We start from the raw sequence: 14,753 nt of genomic DNA, 5'->3' as shown, positions 1-14,753 counted from the left end.
ATCGGGCATCTCGCCGCCGATCGGAATCATTACGCCGTGATACCTCTCAGTGGTAGCCATGGAGCTTACCGACTCACAGTTTCACCAGTACCAGTCCGACGGGTACGTCGTGGTCGAGGACGCGCTCTCGCCGGCGACGGTCGACCGGGTGAAGACTCGCCTGCGGGAGTACACGCACGGCGACCGCGAGGCCGACGGGTTTCAGCAGCAGGACGAACCCGCCGTCGAACGCGGGGAGATCGACGTCGCCGACCCCGGCGACGCCGTCCGCAAGTTCGAAGGCCTCGGCATGGTCGAGTCCGACGACGTGATGCGGGACATCGCCGACGACGACGCCATCACCGACGTCGCCGCGCAGTTGCTCGGCCCCAACCTCAAACTGCTGCGCAGCGCCGCGATGTTCAAACCCCCGGCGGTCGGCAGCGAGAAGGGATTCCACCAGGACGCCGCCTACTACCCTATCCAGCCGATGGACCACCTCACCGTCTGGATCGCCCTCGACGAAGCGACCCCCGAGAACGGCTGTATGAACGTCGTTCCGGGGGCGCATACGAACGGCATCCTCGGTCACGAGGCCGCCGAGTACGCCACCGACATCGTCATCGCCGACTGGGAGTTCACCCGCGAGGACGCCGTCGGCCTCCCGATGGAACCCGGCGACGCCCTCTTCCAGCACTGCCTGCTGCCCCACTTCACCGCGCCGAACACGACCGACCAGTGGCGACGGGCCCTCATCATGTCCTACATGGACTCCCGGTCGCGCTTCACGAAGTCCGGCGACGAGCGCCCCGACTGGGTGGATTCGGTCCACATCCAGGGCGAGGAGTTCCCCGGGTGCGTGTAGGGACTCCAGGGCAGAATCTGGACACGCCTGGACGGAGTTTCGCCGACGCCGCCGCTCGCTATCGCTCGCGGAGTGGCGTCGGCAGAAACGTCCGAGCGGAGATTCGAACTCGTCCAGAGGTTCCTACTCGCTCACTCCGTTCGCTGTGCGGGCTGCCACTGGTCTGCTCAAATCTCCGTTTTCCGCTTCCTTCAGCGCGGACCGTTCGCTCCGCTCACGGTTTTGCGCTGAAGAGAAACGTCCGAGCGGAGATTCGAACCAGGCTTAGACGTTCCTGCTCGCTCACTCCGTTCGCTGCGCGGGCTGCGACTAATCCGTTCAAATCTCCTTTCAGCCGTTTTCCTTCCACAGACTCCTCGCTATCGCTCGTCGATTGGTGGAAGGAAAACGTCCGAGCGGAGATTCGAACTCCGGTCCCTGGCTCCGCAAGCCAAGAGGATAGTCCACTACCCTACCCGGACTCATCTATTCGTAACGCGGACCTCTGTAAAGGGGTTACGGTTCGACCGGCCGACTGCGAGGCGTTGGCACTGCGAACGCTCAAAATGCGGTTTCACTGAACAGAACGAACTTGCCCCGCTCACCGATAGAGGCGCGTATGCACAGACGGACGATGCTCACGCGGGTCAGTGCCGGCCTCGGCGCCGTCGCGCTGGCTGGGTGCGTCGCGGACGAGAACGGCGACGAGGGAACGCCCGCCGAGAGCGAGACGGAGACCGGGTCCGGAGGCGGAACGCCCGGGAACGAGACGGACGGTGGCGATGGCACGGAGACGGACGGTGGCGATGGCACAGAGACGGACGGTGGCGACGGAAGCAGTGAGGGAGTATCACTCGCTGACGCGACGCTGTCCCTCGTCGACGCGGGCTGTGGCCAGCAGACCGACGAGGCCGCTGTCGCGTTCGAGGCCGACGCAGGCGAGGTGGTCGTCACCGGCACCATCTGGGGGTCAGACGCGTGCAAGATTCCGCGACTCGCGGACGCGAGCTACCACGCCGACGCCGACGAACTGGTGGTGCTCGTGGCGACGCAGAATCGAGAGGACGCGCAGGGCTGTGCCCAGTGCATCACCGAACTCGACTACGAGGTGACGGCCGCCTTCGAGGGCGGGTTGCCCGGACAGGTGACAGTCAGACACAGCCACGGCGACGACCCGACGACGGTGTCGACGACGTCCCGGGACTGACGGCGCCAGTCGCGTCGCCGGAGCCCTCGTCCGACGGCCCGATGGTTTATCCCGCAGGACGGCACAGGTCCGCCTATGAGACACTCGGCGACGGATCGGGAAACCACCGGACAGCGATGGGTCGTTCGCGCAACGACAACGCTTAAGCGCGGCGCTACACTGCCTAGTACACGATAAATGGGTGCGATAGAGGACATCTACGCGGATCTCGATACTGACGTGGACGAGGAGACGTTCCGGGAGGCAGTCGAGGAGAAGGTCGAGCAGATGGGCGGGCTCGCCGACGAGGAGACGGCGGCGATGTTGCTCGCCCACGAACTGTCCGAGAACGAGGTGAACGCGGTGGCCGACGTCGAACCGGGGATGGAGGAGGTGAAGTTCCTCGCGAAGGTGATGGCCATAGGCGACCTGCGAACGTTCGAGCGCGACGGCGAGGACGAGGAGGGCCGCGTCCTCAACGTCGAGGCCGCCGACGAGAGCGGCGCCATCCGGCTCACCTTCTGGGACGAACAGGCCGCCTCCATCGACGACGGCCAGCTGGAGGTCGGGCAGGTGCTCCGAGTAAAGGGCCGGCCGAAGGAGGGGTACAACGGGCTGGAGGTCTCCGTCGACAAGGCCGAACCCGACGAAGACGTCGAAATCGACGTGGAACCGGGCGACGGCTCCTCCATCGACGCGCTGACCATGGGCCAGTCCGACGTCGACGTCCGCGGACTCGTGCTCGATACGGATTCCATCCGGACCTTCGACCGCGACGACGGGAGCGAGGGCCGGGTCGCCAACCTGACACTCGGGGACGAGACCGGGCGCATCCGGGTGACGCTGTGGGACGAGCGGGCCGACCGCGCCGACGAACTCGAACCGGGCGACGCCGTCGAGGTCGTCGACGGCTACGTCCGCGAGCGCGAAGGCAGCATCGAACTTCACGTCGGCGACCAGGGCGCCGTCGACGAGGTCGACGAGGAGGTCGCCTTCGAACCCGAGGCCGACCCCATCGGCGACGTCGAAATCGACGACACCGTCGACATCGCCGGCGTCGTCCGCTCGACCGACCCCAAGCGGACGTTCGACCGCGACGACGGGAGCGAGGGCCAGGTCCGCAACATCCGCGTCCAGGACGACACCGGCGACATCCGGGTGGCGCTCTGGGGCGACAAGGCCGACAAGGAGATCGGTCCGGGCGACGAGGTGCTCGTCGCCGACGTGGAGATCCAGGACGGCTGGCAGGACGACGTGGAGGCCTCCGCGAACTGGGCCTCGACCGTGACCGTCCTCGAGAGCGGCGCGACGGCGCCGTCCGGTGGGAGCGCCGGTGGCTCCGGGTCCAGTGCCGGCGGATCCGGAAGCAGTTCGACCGGCCTCGACGACTTCGCCGGCAGCGGCGGATCTGACGGGAGTAGCGGATCGGGTGGGAGCGACGGCGACGACGGCGACGACCACGCCGCGGCCGAAGCGGCCGCGGTGGCGGGCGACACCGGTGGCGAGGGTGCCGACGACGGCGCCGTTGCCGACGACGGATCCAGCGACGACGGCCCGGCCGACGGTGAACACGTCGAGTTCACGGGCACGGTCGTCCAGACCGGTGACCCGGTCGTCCTCGACGACGGGACGGAGACGATGACCGTCGAAACCGGCGAGACAGTGACGCTCGGACAGGAAGTGACGGTCCGGGGCGAGCTTCGGGACGGCCGTGTCGACGCCGAGGACGTGTTCTAATCGGCCCAGCGACGCTACGGAAACCCTTAAGGCGGCAACAGCCCCGCATTGTGGTATGAGCGTCGAGTTACCGTCTGCCCCGGTGGATGCTGTCATCCGGCGGAACGCCGAGGGCTTGCGGGTGAGCGCCGAAGCGGTCGAGGAACTCTCCCGTCGCATCCAGGAGCACGGGGCGACCCTCGCCGAGGCGGCGGCCGCCGAGGCGACGGCTGACGGGCGAAAGACGCTGATGCCCCAGGATTTCGGCGTCGACGGCGGGCGCGACAAGGACGACATCGAACTCCCCATCGCGCCGGTCGACCGCATCGCCCGCATCGACATCGACGACCGCTATCGGGTCGCGATGGACGCGCGCGTCACGCTGGCCGACATCCTCGAGGCGTACGCCGACGACGTGGCGGCCGCGGCGGCCACCCTGGCCCGTCACGCCGACCGGCGGACCGTCAAGGCCGAGGACGTCGAGACCTACTACGAACTGCAGCAGTACTACTGAATGAACTTCGGCTACCGCGAGGTCTGCCTGGACCACGACACCGGCCCACGCCATCCGGAGAGTGCCGACCGGCTCCGGGCGATCAAGCGCCGCCTCGCGGAGTGTCACGACGTCGACTACGTCGCGCCGCCCGACGCCGACGCCGACCTCGTCAAGCGGGTCCACGACGCCGACTACGTCGACGAGTTCGAGCAGTTCTGCGCCGACGGCGGCGGTGACTGGGACGCCGACACCGTCGCCGTCGAGGCGACCTGGGACGCCGCCATCGCGAGCGCCGGCATCGCCGCCTGGGCCGCCACCGAGGCCCTCGACGGTGCCGACGGGCGCGAGACGCCGTTCGCCCTCGGACGGCCGCCGGGCCACCACGCCGTCGAGGACGACGCCATGGGCTTTTGCTTCGTCAACAACGTCGTCGTCGGCGCGCAGGCGGCCCTGGAGGCCGGCGCCGACCGGGTCGCCATCGTCGACTGGGACGTCCACCACGGCAACGGCGGTCAGGACATCTGCTACGACCGTGGGGACATCTTCAACGTCTCGTTCCACGAATCGGGCCTCTACCCGGGGACCGGCGAAATCGACGAGAACGGCGAGGGAGACGGCGACATGCGGAACCTCAACGTCCCGTTCCCGCCGGGGACGGACACCGTCGGCTACCTCGCCGCCTTCGACGAGGTCATCCTCCCCACGCTGCGGGAGTACGACCCCGACCTCGTCCTCGTGAGCGCCGGGTTCGACGCCCACCAGCACGATCCAATCTCCCGAATGCGCGTCTCGACCGAGGGGTACGGGCTCATGACCGAGCGACTGACCGAGCTGGTCGAGGAGTGCGACGCGGGCCTCGGGTTCGTCCTCGAAGGCGGGTACAGCCTCGACACGCTCGCCGACAGCATCGCGACGGTCAACAAGACGATCGCGAGCTACGACCCCCAACCGCCCGAGGGCGACGTGAGCGAGGGTGCCCAGGGGGTCATCGACGACCTCCTCGATCAGGGCTTCGGGTCGAAGTAACGCGCCAGTTCGACGCCGAACGATTCTGCGAGTGCGGCGACGTCCTCACCGACGAGTACCTCGTAGCCCTCCTCCAGGGCCGACTCGACGTGAGCACCCAGTGCGACGTCGAAGAGGGCGTCGCTCCGGAGGAGGTCGGGAGCGCTCGGGTGCGCCCGCTCCCGTTCGACCACGTACCGGTCGCCGTCGACGTAGGGCCCGGCGGCGTCGGTGTCCGCGTACTTCTCGTAGAAGCCGCGGGCGTGCTCGCCGACGTGGACCGGCGGGCCGTCGTGGCGCTCGACGGCCGGTCGCTCGGCGACTTCCAGTTCGACGAACAGCGCGGCCGACTCGTCGGCGAACGCCGCGGCCCGGAGCACGTCGAACCCACGACGGTCGAGTTCGCTCGTTACACCGTCGATCGAGCGGTAGAGCTGGGGCCAGAGCTGGTCGTCGACCAGATCCGGCGCGTCGAAGCGGATCGCGACGGGCGTCGTCCCCCGTCGCTCGATGGCTTCGCGGACCGCTGCCGCGTCGATGGGGTCGGGATCGGACGGTACGAACAGCGACTCCCGCGGATCGGCCAGCAGCTCGCGGGCGTAGTGCTGAAATCGGGCGACGGCGTCGGGAGCGACGACGGCCGCGACGTTGCGCTCGGGGTCCGTCGGGTCGACGAGGACGAGTGGATCGTCGAAGGATTGCTGGCCGTGGTCCTCGGGGTCGAACACGACCGGTGGGTGCCAGTCGTCTGCGGCGGCCTCGACGAGCGGTCGGAACCCGCCGTACTCGAGGACGAGCAGTTCGGTCAGGTAGCCCGAGAACCCCCGCGTCTTCAGGTTACTGCCGTAGATTCCGATCGCCTTGCCGAACTGCTTTGCCACCCGAACGTCCGCTGCCAGGTCGTCGTCGATCCGCGCCTCGACGTAGCGAGTGTGGAACGGCGTCCGGTCGACGGCCGACTGGGCCGCCGTGGCGTCGTCGACGGCGTAGCAGGGCACCAGGTCGACGTCGTACCCGTCGACCGGGCCCTTGACGTACGGATGCTCGGCGTACTCCTCGTGGCCCTCGGGAAGGACGGCGTGGCCCACCTCCAGCCCGTAGCGTTCCAGCCGCTCGCGGTCGAGATCCGGTGAAAAACAGACGAACACGTCGATGTCCCGGTCGCCGGCCGTCCAGGTCTCCCGGGCCGTGGAGCCGACCCTGACGACCTCCGCGCCGACGTCGAGATCCGCGATGGCGGCCTCGGCCCGCCGGACGACCTCGTCGGCGACGGCTTCGAGCTTGGCCCGCTCTGTGGCGTCGGGCGTCACCCGCTCACGGACCTGCTCGACGACGGCGTCGAACTCCTCGCTCATAGCCCGGAATTTCCCCGGCGTGCGTGAAAGCGTGTCGATGCAGGACGGAAAGCGAAAGCCCTATACAACAACTCGGGCTATCCGTGAATGCGAGCCGCCGTAGCTCAGTTGGTAGAGCACCTGGTTGTTACCCAGGTTGTCCCAGGTTCGAGCCCTGGCGGCGGCGCTTCCTTCCGCGAACAACTTCGACGAGCACCGCGTAGCGTGTGCTCGTCTCCGTGAGCGGTAGAAGCGGGACCCGACAGGCTCGAGCCGACGAGTCGCAGCCCCGGAACGGCGAGCGAAGCGAGCCGCACGCCCGGAACGTCTCGGCTCGTTCGAGCCCTGGCGGCGGCGTCATTTTCGGACCACAACGCGACGAGCGACAGCGAGGAGCCCGTGGTCCGAATGACGTAATCGACAGGAGTCGAGCTCGAAAGTCGCAGCGGCCGAACGGAGTGAGGCCGACCGTCTTTCGGCGTTCGAGCCCTGGCGGCGTCCGGAAGACGCGTCGCGTATTCGAACGGATCCTTATAGACGAAGACGGCACAGCCCGCACTATGGTGTCGGAGCATTTCGAGGAACTCACCGAACCCCAGCGGCGTGGTGACGCGACCGAGGCGATCGTTGCGCGGCCGTCGTCGTCCGTGGTATAACGGTCCTCGAACCGGTCGGGGACAACGAGCCGTACGATCTCGTCATCGACGGAGACGAAGGCTTCGCTCGAATCCAGGTGAAGACCGCATACGACGCCCCGAGTGACGGGTCGGTGCGGTTCGAAACGCGAACCACGCGCGTCAAATCCAGTGGGTACGAACGTGGACGATACGACGGCCGCATCGATTTCTTCGCCGTTTTCAGTCCGGAAACGGGAGACGTCTACCTCGTATCGGTTGAGGACGCGCCGAAGGATGCGATGACGATACGCTACCGGACGGCGAAGAACAACAATACCTCGCAGATAAACTGGCACGCCGACTACCTGCTGGACGAGTCACTCCACCTGCTCTGATGCCGACAGGCTAAAGAAGAGGTATCGAGAAACCACGGGTAGACGGGCCCTTAGCTTAGCCTGGTTAAAGCGACCGGCTCATATTTCCACGCTCGGTTCCGAGGTGGAATGGGTGACCGGTTGAGCGCTGGTTCAAATCCGGCAGGGCCCATTCAGTAACTGGTCGATCCGTGACCGACATTCTTCTCGTCGATAGTATCCGTCTCTGCTGATTCGAAGCGAGGGGTCACCTTCACCGGACCCCAAGTCGATTCACCCGACGCGCTTGTTCTCGCCGTCGATGGTGTTGGGCAGTCGGACGGTGCTCCCGGTGTCGAACGTCGCCGCCGCGTCGTGGGTATCGTAGGACGGATTCGGCGTCGATTCGTCGTCGCTGGTCGGGTCAGCGTCGGATTCGAGAGTCGGTTCCGCGGGCGATGCGTGTCGGGGCGCTGGGTCGATGTGAGTGCTCATTTCCGATGGGTTCGTGGGCGGTCGGCGAACGGGACGACGCGGTCTGGGGGAGAGAATCAGCGTACGGCTACTACGGGGCGCTTCGTCCGGGACATCGGAGTTCTACGTCCACCGAAGACAGCAACCATAATAAAAGTTCATGTTTGATTCGGCAGTGTCGCTGGTGACGGCAGCGGTTCCGTCTCCACGGCTGTTCGGTGTCCGGGTCGTCGCGCTGCCCAGACGCGGCAGCCGGTTCCGTTCGGTCGCAACCCCGTGACCTATTTGTTCCTGGGTTCTGGACCCACCGGTATGGTCTCCCGACAGGTCCTCGCCCTCCTCGCAGTCGTCGCTCTCGTCGCCGGGCCCGCATGGTACTTCGGTTCCGGTAACGACTCGCCGCCGACGCTGACGGTCGAAAACGGGGACACGGTTCCCTACGACGTGACGGCCTACGCCGCCGAAGACAGGCAGTCGGCGATGCTGATGAACTTCGAGGTGACGACCAGGGACGGCGACCGACGGCTCGCGACGGGCGAGCAGTTGTACTGGGCCGGCGAGTTTCGGAACGTGACGCTGGCCGACGACGGCGTCCCGACGACGCGCCTGCACGTTGCCTCCGGCGAGAACGAGACGGTGACGATGAACGGCTGCGGATCAGGTGCCGTCACCATCATGATCTTCGAAGCGCTCGATGGCAACGAGAGCCACGAGTGGACGCACGTCGAAAGCTGTTCTCCCCATGGGAACGAGCACACGATAACGCTCCGAGAGGGCGGGATGAGCGGGTGAGAGATAGCGAGGGGGCGGTCGCCGGCCTCAGCGCCGATCGCGATCGGTCGGAGTGTCTGTCGACGGGAAGCGTCTGTCCAGCACCACGGCCATCGCGACGGCGTGTACCGGCGCGACGATAGCGGTGCTCAGGAAGGCCCCGGCTATCGGAACGGTGGCCAGTGCCCACGACCCGATGCCGAGCACCAGTATGAGACCGAACAGAGTCCAGCCCTGGCCGCGAGACCGACTGGCGCTGTTCCGGATGGCCGCACCGAAGCCCAGGCCGGTCGCGAGAAATGCGGGGACGAGAAACAGCCGAACGGAGACGAACGAGACGGCCAGTAGGACCACGAGACCGACAGACAAGCCGACGTCGACCGTCGGAGAGCCCAGCAGTCGGGGGGCGACGGAGAGCACGACCGGGAGGCAGAGGTACCTGGCGAGGGCGTCGAGACGCCGCTGGCCGTCCAGCACCCGCGTGATCGTCAACCAGCCCGCGACGCCGACCGCGAGCGGCACAGCCAGTTCGATCCCGACGCCCCGGAGGAGATATGGGGTCTCGAGGTCGACCAGTGCGCCGACCCCCCTGGCCGTTCGCGCCGTGCCACTCGGGTAGAGCGAGAACTGGACGGTAACCGTCTGGTCCAGGGCCGCGGTGGGCTCGATCGGGATCGGATCGCGCGTTCGGAGGACATCGGCCAGTGCGAGGATGAGACCGGTGACCGCGAATGGGATCAGGAGTGGCGGGTCGCGACGGACGCGGGCCCACACGGCACCCAGGACGGTCCGGGTGTCGGTCGGCGTCCGGCGAGAATCAGCGGGCCTTCGGCGCTCACCCGTCGCCGCGGCGTCGTCGTCGGTCGTCATCCTTCCTCCCGCAGCGCGATTACTCGTTCACGGTTGGCGGCGTAGAGAATGCCGTCCCCGACGACCGGGGTCGAGAGCGGTATCTGATCGGGCTCGTACGCGAAGCGCTTCTCACCGGTCGCGGCGTCGACGGCGACCAGTTCGAACTGCGACCGGACCGCGTACACGACCCCGTCGGCGACGACCGGCGACGTCTTCCCGTCGAACGGCGCCGTCCACAGCGTCTCGCCGGTCGCCAGGTCGAGCGCGTAGAGCGATTCCAGTTCGTCGACGACGAAGACGGTCCCGTCGGCGACCGCTGGCGCGCTCTCGGTGACGTTCGCGTCCAGATTTCGCTTCCAGATGGTGTGTCCGTCACCGGCGTCGAGCAGGTGGACCGATTCGCGGGTCGGGACGACGATCCCCTCGTCCGTCGCGACCGGTGGCAGGACCATCTGGTCGTCTATCTCGCGGTGCCAGCGCTGGCTGCCGGTCTCGGCGTCGTAGGCCGTGGCCTGGTGGGGCCAGGCGGTGACGAACACCGCCTCGTCAGCGACCGCCGGCCGGTTGTACGGGCCGCTTATCGGGTCGTCCGCGTGGTGAGTACGGCGCCAGCGGACCGACCCGTCGTTCGGATCGACCGCCGCCACCGTGTTCGTCCCCGGAATCGGGACGTACACCGTCCCGCCGGCCGCCACGGGCGTCGTTGGTTCGCCCGGACCGAGGAGCCCACCGCCGGGACCCCGTGGCCCGCCCCACCGTTCGATACCGACGTTGCGCTCCCGGAGGGGCACGTCGACGCCGCCGCCGGCGTTGAGCCCGAAGACGCCGGTCGGGGCCGTCGTCGCCAGCGTCTCGGTCGTGTAGACTGACGCGCGCGCTCGCGCCGGGGTGGAGCGATAGGGGCCTGGAACCCCGAATCGCTTCGTGCCCGTCTCGGCGTCGAGGGCGAGCAACCCGTCGCCGACGGCGTAGACGGTCCCGTCCAGCAGGATCGGTGACGTCGTCCCGCGGAACCACTCCGGTGGGTCGTGGGCCCAGGCGATCTCGACGCCGTCTTTCGGCCCGGTCGCCGCCGGCTGGTGGCCGGTGCCCGCCGGGTCGTATCTGGCCATGGGCCAGTCGTGTGTGGATCCGGAACCGGACTCATCGGTGTCGGCGTCGAACCTGCCGGTGTCGGCGACGATAGATTCCGCTGACGCCCCGGCAAGGGCGAGTCCGGAGAGGACGAGCCCGGAGCGTTCGAGGAAGCGACGTCTGCTGGAGGGCATTGGCCGCCGGATTTGCCGCACCGGACATTATGTCTGTCGGTGACGGCCGGAACGAACTCGCGTCGATGGCCGGGCCCGGCTCACCGTCGGTGGGGAAGCCGCTGTGGACGGCACAGTTGGAACGAAATTGGAACGAATTTACAGTTCATTTCGGCCCGATATTGTAGGAAAATCGAAAAATCCTCTTGCGTGTCTCCCTCCCAGCGACGGGCGTGGTAACCCCACACTGATTCAGATGACGGATGCAGAACACTCGGTCGACGGACGGAACAGTGCGGAAACCAGCGTCGTCTCGCGACGGTCGTTCGTGGCGGCCGCCGGCGCCGCGACGGTCGGCGCGCTCGGGTTCGGGAGCGCCGCCGCGAGGAACATGCAGGGAGCACAGGATCACTACTTCACTGTCCACCTGGAGAACCACTCGAACGGCAACACGCTGTCGACCAGCCTCGAAGGCGAGGGGAGCAGTAAACCCGTCCCGCTCTCGCCCGTCGCCTACGCGGTCCACCGCGAGGACGAACCGATCTACTCCCACGGCGAACCAGCCCGCGGCAACGGGCTGGAGGCACTCGCCGAGGACGGCAGCCCCGGGCAGCTGGTGTCGAGCCTCCGCGAGCGCGACAGCGTCGTCGAAGCCGGTGCGACCGCCGTCCCCGTCGGCGCCGACGGGCCCGGCCCGCTCCTCCCCGGCGGGACCTACGAGTTCTCGACGGATGCCTACGACGGCACGGAGTCGCTCTCGCTGTCGCTCGTGACGATGTTCGTCCAGTCGAACGACCTGTTCTACTCGCTGGGCGGGCCGTCGGGCCTGCCGCTGTTCGGTGAGGACGGACCGACGAACCGGAACGTCAACGACGCCGTCGCGCTCTGGGACGCCGGCACCGAGGTCAACCAGGAGCCCGGCGTCGGTGAGCACCAGGCCCCGCGCCAGCGGGCAAAGAACGTCGGCGACGTCGAACGCGGCACCGTCGCGCCCGTCAACGAGATCAACGGTTACGGCTATCCCGATCTCCGGGACGTCCTGATCCTCCGGGTGACGGCCCACTAAGGCCGTCCCGGCCCCTCTCGGAAACGATCACTCCGCGATACCCCTTCTTCCACTCAGCGACGGTCTGTCAGGGTGATGGTCTTCGGACCGTGCCACTCGCCCGCCGCGGCGCGCAGGCGAACGGTGAACGAGTCGGTCGCCGCCGACCCCGGGCCTACCTCCACCACACCGCTGGGGAGCACTGTGACTGGCGCGCCGGCCGCCGTCTGCGCGTCGTACTCGACCACCATCCCCGTCACGGGCGATATGGTCGGGAAGGCGGCGAAGACGGTCCGGGACAGGTCACCGTGGGCGTCCCCGACGACCGTCCGGGCCTTCCCGTCGGGGACGGTTTTCGGTTCGACGAACAGCGCCCCCGACCGGGGGGAGTACCCGTCTTCGACCGACCCTTGCCATGGGTCCGACGGGAACCCGTCGCCGTGCGCGGTGTAGATGCCGGCGTCGGATGGGTCGTTCCAGTCGTGCCCCCACTTCCGGATAGCGTCGTGTTTCACCGCAACGGCCAGCCTGCGGCCGACCCGGTCGTGGAGCGAGAACGGGTCGACGGGGAAGACGTGCGTCGCCACCTCGTACCCGTCGCCGGTCGCAGCCGGCCGCTCGGGGAGCGTCTCCTCGTGGACGAACAGTAACTCGGCCGTGCCGTCGACGCCGTCGGTGATATCGTAGAGCGCGACCTGGACGGTCCCGCCGTCGAGTTCGCACTCGACGCCGCCGCGGACGACCTGCGTCACCCCGTCGTCGACGACGTGGGTCTGTGCCGGCCGGGCGTTGAGGTGCGCCTGAGTCGAGTACGTGTCCGTCGCGCCGCTGCCGCCCGCCAGGAATCCCATGTCGGCCATTCAGCGCACCTCCAGCGAGACGGCGTGCCGTTCGTCGGCGGTCGTCAGGTGGAGCGTCGACCCGCGGACGGAATCGATCGACCCAGTCCTGAGCACCGCCGAGACCCGGTTCGGTGACCAGGAACGGATCTCGCTCAGCCCCAGCCGGGTGCAGTCCCCGTAGGTCGCGTCGTCGCCCAGTTCGAGGCGCGCGTTCGCGTCCTCGCCCGTTGCGAGGTAGACGTCGTCGTACAGCACCTCGACGTTCTCGGCGGGCGTCGACTTGGTGTTGCTCCACCCCGGGATCACCAGTCGCTTCCACGAGTAGGGCGGGGTGCCCTCGTCCATAAACGTGAACCCCTTGTCGACGATCGTTCGCGTCTCCTCGCCCTCGGTGACGACCTGCCACACCAGGCGGCCGGGGTCGCGCTCGGGGTCCGGACCGCACTCGAACCAGAAGGAGAGGCGCATCCACTGCCCCCAGCGCCACCAGTCCGGCTGGCTGCCGGCCCAGTGGGCCGTGTCGACGTTGTTCCCACCGATCGCGAGCACCGGCGTCCACGTCGGGATGGTGACGTCGACGTCCTCGCCGGCACCCGTGTCGTCGTGCATGAGCCAGCTCATCTTCCAGACCGACTCGTCCATGGGGAACTCGCCCGGTTCCTCCCCGCCGGGCATAGCGCGTCCCTCGGGAATCTTCACGCAGTAGGAGAGGAACACCTCTGTCGTCGCCGGGAACTCGGCCGCGAAGCCGTGGACGTCGTTGCGCCGCTGGGCGCGCATCGAGTACTCGCCGGAGTGCCCGTCGGCGACGAGTTCCGGCGACCCCCGGTGGTTCGCCCACTCGCCCCGGGTCGCCTGGAGCGACGGTCGGTCGCCCGCCCCGGCCCCATCGCGCTCCAGCGTGTCGAACACGTGAACGTCCGGTCCCGATCCCCAGTCCGCCTCCCCGGACTCGTCGTAGAGGACGGCGCGAGCCCCGTCGGCCGGTTCGTCCCACGTGAACAGGTGGACGGATCCGTCCGTCGTGTGATACGCCGGCCCGTCGGGCCGCGCGGTGAGCCGGCTCCCGTCCGGCGCCCTGTCGGCGACGAGCGTCACGTCCCCGGCGTCGTCGCGTTCGGCCACGCGCACCTCGTCGACGTGGTAGGCCGTTCCGCCCGCGCCCGTTCGGGCCGTGACTGCAACGCGGAGGGTGTCGCCGGTGAGACCCGTCGCTTCGACGGTCTCCCCGGCCGATCCGAGGTCGTCGCCGTAACTGGTTATCTCCGTCTCGGTCCCGTCGAGGACCGTCGCGACGGTCAGTTGTGGCCCCCTGTCGCAGCCACCGGTCGAGTCGCCCCCATCGCCGTCGGCACGGCTGGCGAGCGAGACGACGTCGGCGTAGTCGACCTCGCCGTTGCAGTTGCGGTCGAAAGCGGCGGCGTCCGCCGTCACCGGGTCGCTCTCGAGGTGGTCGAACAGCGTCACGGCGTCGGCGAGGTCGAACGTGCCGTCGCCGTCGACGTCCTCGTAGCGGCCGTCGCCGTCCAGATCGGTCGGCGGCTCCGTCCCGACGACCGACGCCGGTGGCTCGCCGCCGTCCCCCGGCTGTTCGGTCCGCCGGACCGAGACGGTTACGTCCACCGCGCCGACGCCGGAGAGGTCGATGGCCTCGCTCCGCCACCGCGCCTCGCCGGCGGTCTCGCTGGCGGTCAGCGCGCCCGACTCGACGGCGACGGCCGGGTGCCCGTCGCCGGACTCGATCGTCCATGCGGTCTCGCCGTCGTCCACCGTCGTCCCGTCGGCCAGGTCGAACGTCTCGGCCCACGGCAGGGCGTCGCCGGTCTGGGCCGTCGCCGCGGCGTCGGCTCCGGCACTCCCGATCGCGGTGCCAAGTGTGACAGTGCCGGCGGCGAGCGCCCCGAGGAAGGCGCGACGCGCGCTCGCTCGCGGCCGGTCCTCCGTGGTGGGTTCGACCTCGCCGCCACCGTCCCTCTCAGACATCGGTGCCCT

The 14,753-nt window shown here is 68.3% G+C and carries 14 protein-coding genes and 3 tRNA genes; 10 read left to right on the top strand and 7 right to left on the bottom strand.

The genetic code is table 11. The features are described from left to right. Nucleotides 1–58: 58 nt before the first annotated feature. Complete coding sequence (locus tag AC5FRV_RS09095) at nt 59–844, top strand: phytanoyl-CoA dioxygenase family protein (RefSeq protein ID WP_493560761.1); 786 nt, start codon at nt 59–61, stop codon at nt 842–844. A gap of 388 nt (nt 845–1,232) precedes the next feature. Here AC5FRV_RS09095 and AC5FRV_RS09090 read toward each other — a convergent pair. Then, nucleotides 1,233–1,305, bottom strand: a tRNA-Arg gene (locus AC5FRV_RS09090). Nucleotides 1,306–1,442: 137 nt separating this feature from the next. Between AC5FRV_RS09090 and AC5FRV_RS09085 the strand changes: the two genes are divergently transcribed. The 4 genes from AC5FRV_RS09085 to AC5FRV_RS09070 all read left to right on the top strand — a co-directional run bounded on the left by AC5FRV_RS09085 (nt 1,443) and on the right by AC5FRV_RS09070 (nt 5,247). Further along, the gene (locus AC5FRV_RS09085) at nt 1,443–2,030 is read left to right on the top strand and encodes a hypothetical protein (RefSeq protein WP_493560760.1); all 588 of its coding nucleotides are present in this window, start codon (nt 1,443–1,445) and stop codon (nt 2,028–2,030) included. A 177-nt stretch (nt 2,031–2,207) separates the two neighbouring features. Beyond that, nucleotides 2,208–3,746 carry a single-stranded DNA binding protein gene (locus AC5FRV_RS09080; protein ID WP_493560759.1) on the top strand — a complete coding sequence of 513 codons (1,539 nt, stop codon included), beginning with the start codon at nt 2,208–2,210 and terminating at the stop codon, nt 3,744–3,746. A 55-nt stretch (nt 3,747–3,801) separates the two neighbouring features. Beyond that, nucleotides 3,802–4,239 (top strand): histone, encoded by a 438-nt coding sequence (locus tag AC5FRV_RS09075; RefSeq protein ID WP_493560758.1) that lies wholly within the window; start codon nt 3,802–3,804, stop codon nt 4,237–4,239. Beyond that, a complete protein-coding gene (locus AC5FRV_RS09070) occupies nt 4,240–5,247 on the top strand; it encodes a histone deacetylase family protein (RefSeq protein ID WP_493560757.1) in 1,008 nt (335 codons plus the stop codon). It abuts the gene before it with no gap. Here the strand turns inward: AC5FRV_RS09070 and cca are convergent. Next, on the bottom strand, nt 5,226–6,581 hold the full coding sequence (cca, locus tag AC5FRV_RS09065) for a CCA tRNA nucleotidyltransferase (RefSeq protein ID WP_493560756.1): 1,356 nt from the start codon (nt 6,579–6,581) through the stop codon (nt 5,226–5,228). The two genes, AC5FRV_RS09070 and cca, sit on opposite strands and share 22 nt — an antisense overlap. Before the next feature lie 93 nt (nt 6,582–6,674). Between cca and AC5FRV_RS09060 the strand changes: the two genes are divergently transcribed. From AC5FRV_RS09060 to AC5FRV_RS09050, 3 genes are all read left to right on the top strand, one after another. Then, a tRNA-Asn gene (locus AC5FRV_RS09060) sits at nt 6,675–6,747 on the top strand. A 465-nt stretch (nt 6,748–7,212) separates the two neighbouring features. Next, on the top strand, nt 7,213–7,572 hold the full coding sequence (locus AC5FRV_RS09055) for a group I intron-associated PD-(D/E)XK endonuclease (protein ID WP_493560878.1): 360 nt from the start codon (nt 7,213–7,215) through the stop codon (nt 7,570–7,572). 44 nt (nt 7,573–7,616) lie between these two features. Then, nucleotides 7,617–7,723, top strand: a tRNA-Ile gene (locus tag AC5FRV_RS09050). 101 nt (nt 7,724–7,824) lie between these two features. On the opposite strand, the gene AC5FRV_RS09045 is transcribed toward AC5FRV_RS09050, so the two are convergent. Next, nucleotides 7,825–8,025 (bottom strand): hypothetical protein, encoded by a 201-nt coding sequence (locus AC5FRV_RS09045; RefSeq protein WP_493560755.1) that lies wholly within the window; start codon nt 8,023–8,025, stop codon nt 7,825–7,827. 291 nt (nt 8,026–8,316) lie between these two features. On the opposite strand from AC5FRV_RS09045, the gene AC5FRV_RS09040 reads away from it, so the two are divergent. After that, nucleotides 8,317–8,796 carry a hypothetical protein gene (locus tag AC5FRV_RS09040; protein ID WP_493560754.1) on the top strand — a complete coding sequence of 160 codons (480 nt, stop codon included), beginning with the start codon at nt 8,317–8,319 and terminating at the stop codon, nt 8,794–8,796. A 27-nt stretch (nt 8,797–8,823) separates the two neighbouring features. Here AC5FRV_RS09040 and AC5FRV_RS09035 read toward each other — a convergent pair whose 3' ends face one another. After that, nucleotides 8,824–9,645 (bottom strand): hypothetical protein, encoded by an 822-nt coding sequence (locus AC5FRV_RS09035; RefSeq protein WP_493560753.1) that lies wholly within the window; start codon nt 9,643–9,645, stop codon nt 8,824–8,826. Beyond that, complete coding sequence (locus AC5FRV_RS09030) at nt 9,642–10,895, bottom strand: outer membrane protein assembly factor BamB family protein (RefSeq protein WP_493560752.1); 1,254 nt, start codon at nt 10,893–10,895, stop codon at nt 9,642–9,644. The genes AC5FRV_RS09035 and AC5FRV_RS09030 overlap by 4 nt, the downstream gene beginning before the upstream one ends. 235 nt (nt 10,896–11,130) lie before the next feature. On the opposite strand from AC5FRV_RS09030, the gene AC5FRV_RS09025 reads away from it, so the two are divergent. Continuing rightward, entirely contained in the window at nt 11,131–11,940 is an 810-nt protein-coding gene (locus AC5FRV_RS09025; protein ID WP_493560751.1) for a spondin domain-containing protein, read from the top strand. A 53-nt stretch (nt 11,941–11,993) separates the two neighbouring features. On the opposite strand, the gene AC5FRV_RS09020 is transcribed toward AC5FRV_RS09025, so the two are convergent. Continuing rightward, nucleotides 11,994–12,779 (bottom strand): hypothetical protein, encoded by a 786-nt coding sequence (locus tag AC5FRV_RS09020; RefSeq protein ID WP_493560750.1) that lies wholly within the window; start codon nt 12,777–12,779, stop codon nt 11,994–11,996. Next, nucleotides 12,780–14,744 carry a hypothetical protein gene (locus tag AC5FRV_RS09015; RefSeq protein ID WP_493560749.1) on the bottom strand — a complete coding sequence of 655 codons (1,965 nt, stop codon included), beginning with the start codon at nt 14,742–14,744 and terminating at the stop codon, nt 12,780–12,782. Nucleotides 14,745–14,753 lie beyond the last annotated feature (9 nt).

Source organism: Halomicrobium sp. HArcel3 (genome assembly GCF_058933135.1).
The sequence above is the reverse complement of the archived record's forward strand: the minus strand, read 5'-3'. Positions and strand labels throughout refer to the sequence as shown.

Coding starts and splice junctions, on each gene's coding strand:
- AC5FRV_RS09035 (WP_493560753.1), bottom strand. CDS start 9,645: ATGACGACCGACGACGACGCCGCGGCGACGGGTGAGCGCCGAAGGCCC.
- AC5FRV_RS09095 (WP_493560761.1), top strand. CDS start 59: ATGGAGCTTACCGACTCACAGTTTCACCAGTACCAGTCCGACGGGTAC.
- AC5FRV_RS09080 (WP_493560759.1), top strand. CDS start 2,208: ATGGGTGCGATAGAGGACATCTACGCGGATCTCGATACTGACGTGGAC.
- AC5FRV_RS09075 (WP_493560758.1), top strand. CDS start 3,802: ATGAGCGTCGAGTTACCGTCTGCCCCGGTGGATGCTGTCATCCGGCGG.
- AC5FRV_RS09025 (WP_493560751.1), top strand. CDS start 11,131: ATGACGGATGCAGAACACTCGGTCGACGGACGGAACAGTGCGGAAACC.
- AC5FRV_RS09020 (WP_493560750.1), bottom strand. CDS start 12,779: ATGGCCGACATGGGATTCCTGGCGGGCGGCAGCGGCGCGACGGACACG.
- AC5FRV_RS09015 (WP_493560749.1), bottom strand. CDS start 14,744: ATGTCTGAGAGGGACGGTGGCGGCGAGGTCGAACCCACCACGGAGGAC.
- AC5FRV_RS09040 (WP_493560754.1), top strand. CDS start 8,317: ATGGTCTCCCGACAGGTCCTCGCCCTCCTCGCAGTCGTCGCTCTCGTC.
- AC5FRV_RS09045 (WP_493560755.1), bottom strand. CDS start 8,025: ATGAGCACTCACATCGACCCAGCGCCCCGACACGCATCGCCCGCGGAA.
- AC5FRV_RS09085 (WP_493560760.1), top strand. CDS start 1,443: ATGCACAGACGGACGATGCTCACGCGGGTCAGTGCCGGCCTCGGCGCC.
- cca (WP_493560756.1), bottom strand. CDS start 6,581: ATGAGCGAGGAGTTCGACGCCGTCGTCGAGCAGGTCCGTGAGCGGGTG.
- AC5FRV_RS09070 (WP_493560757.1), top strand. CDS start 4,240: ATGAACTTCGGCTACCGCGAGGTCTGCCTGGACCACGACACCGGCCCA.
- AC5FRV_RS09030 (WP_493560752.1), bottom strand. CDS start 10,895: ATGCCCTCCAGCAGACGTCGCTTCCTCGAACGCTCCGGGCTCGTCCTC.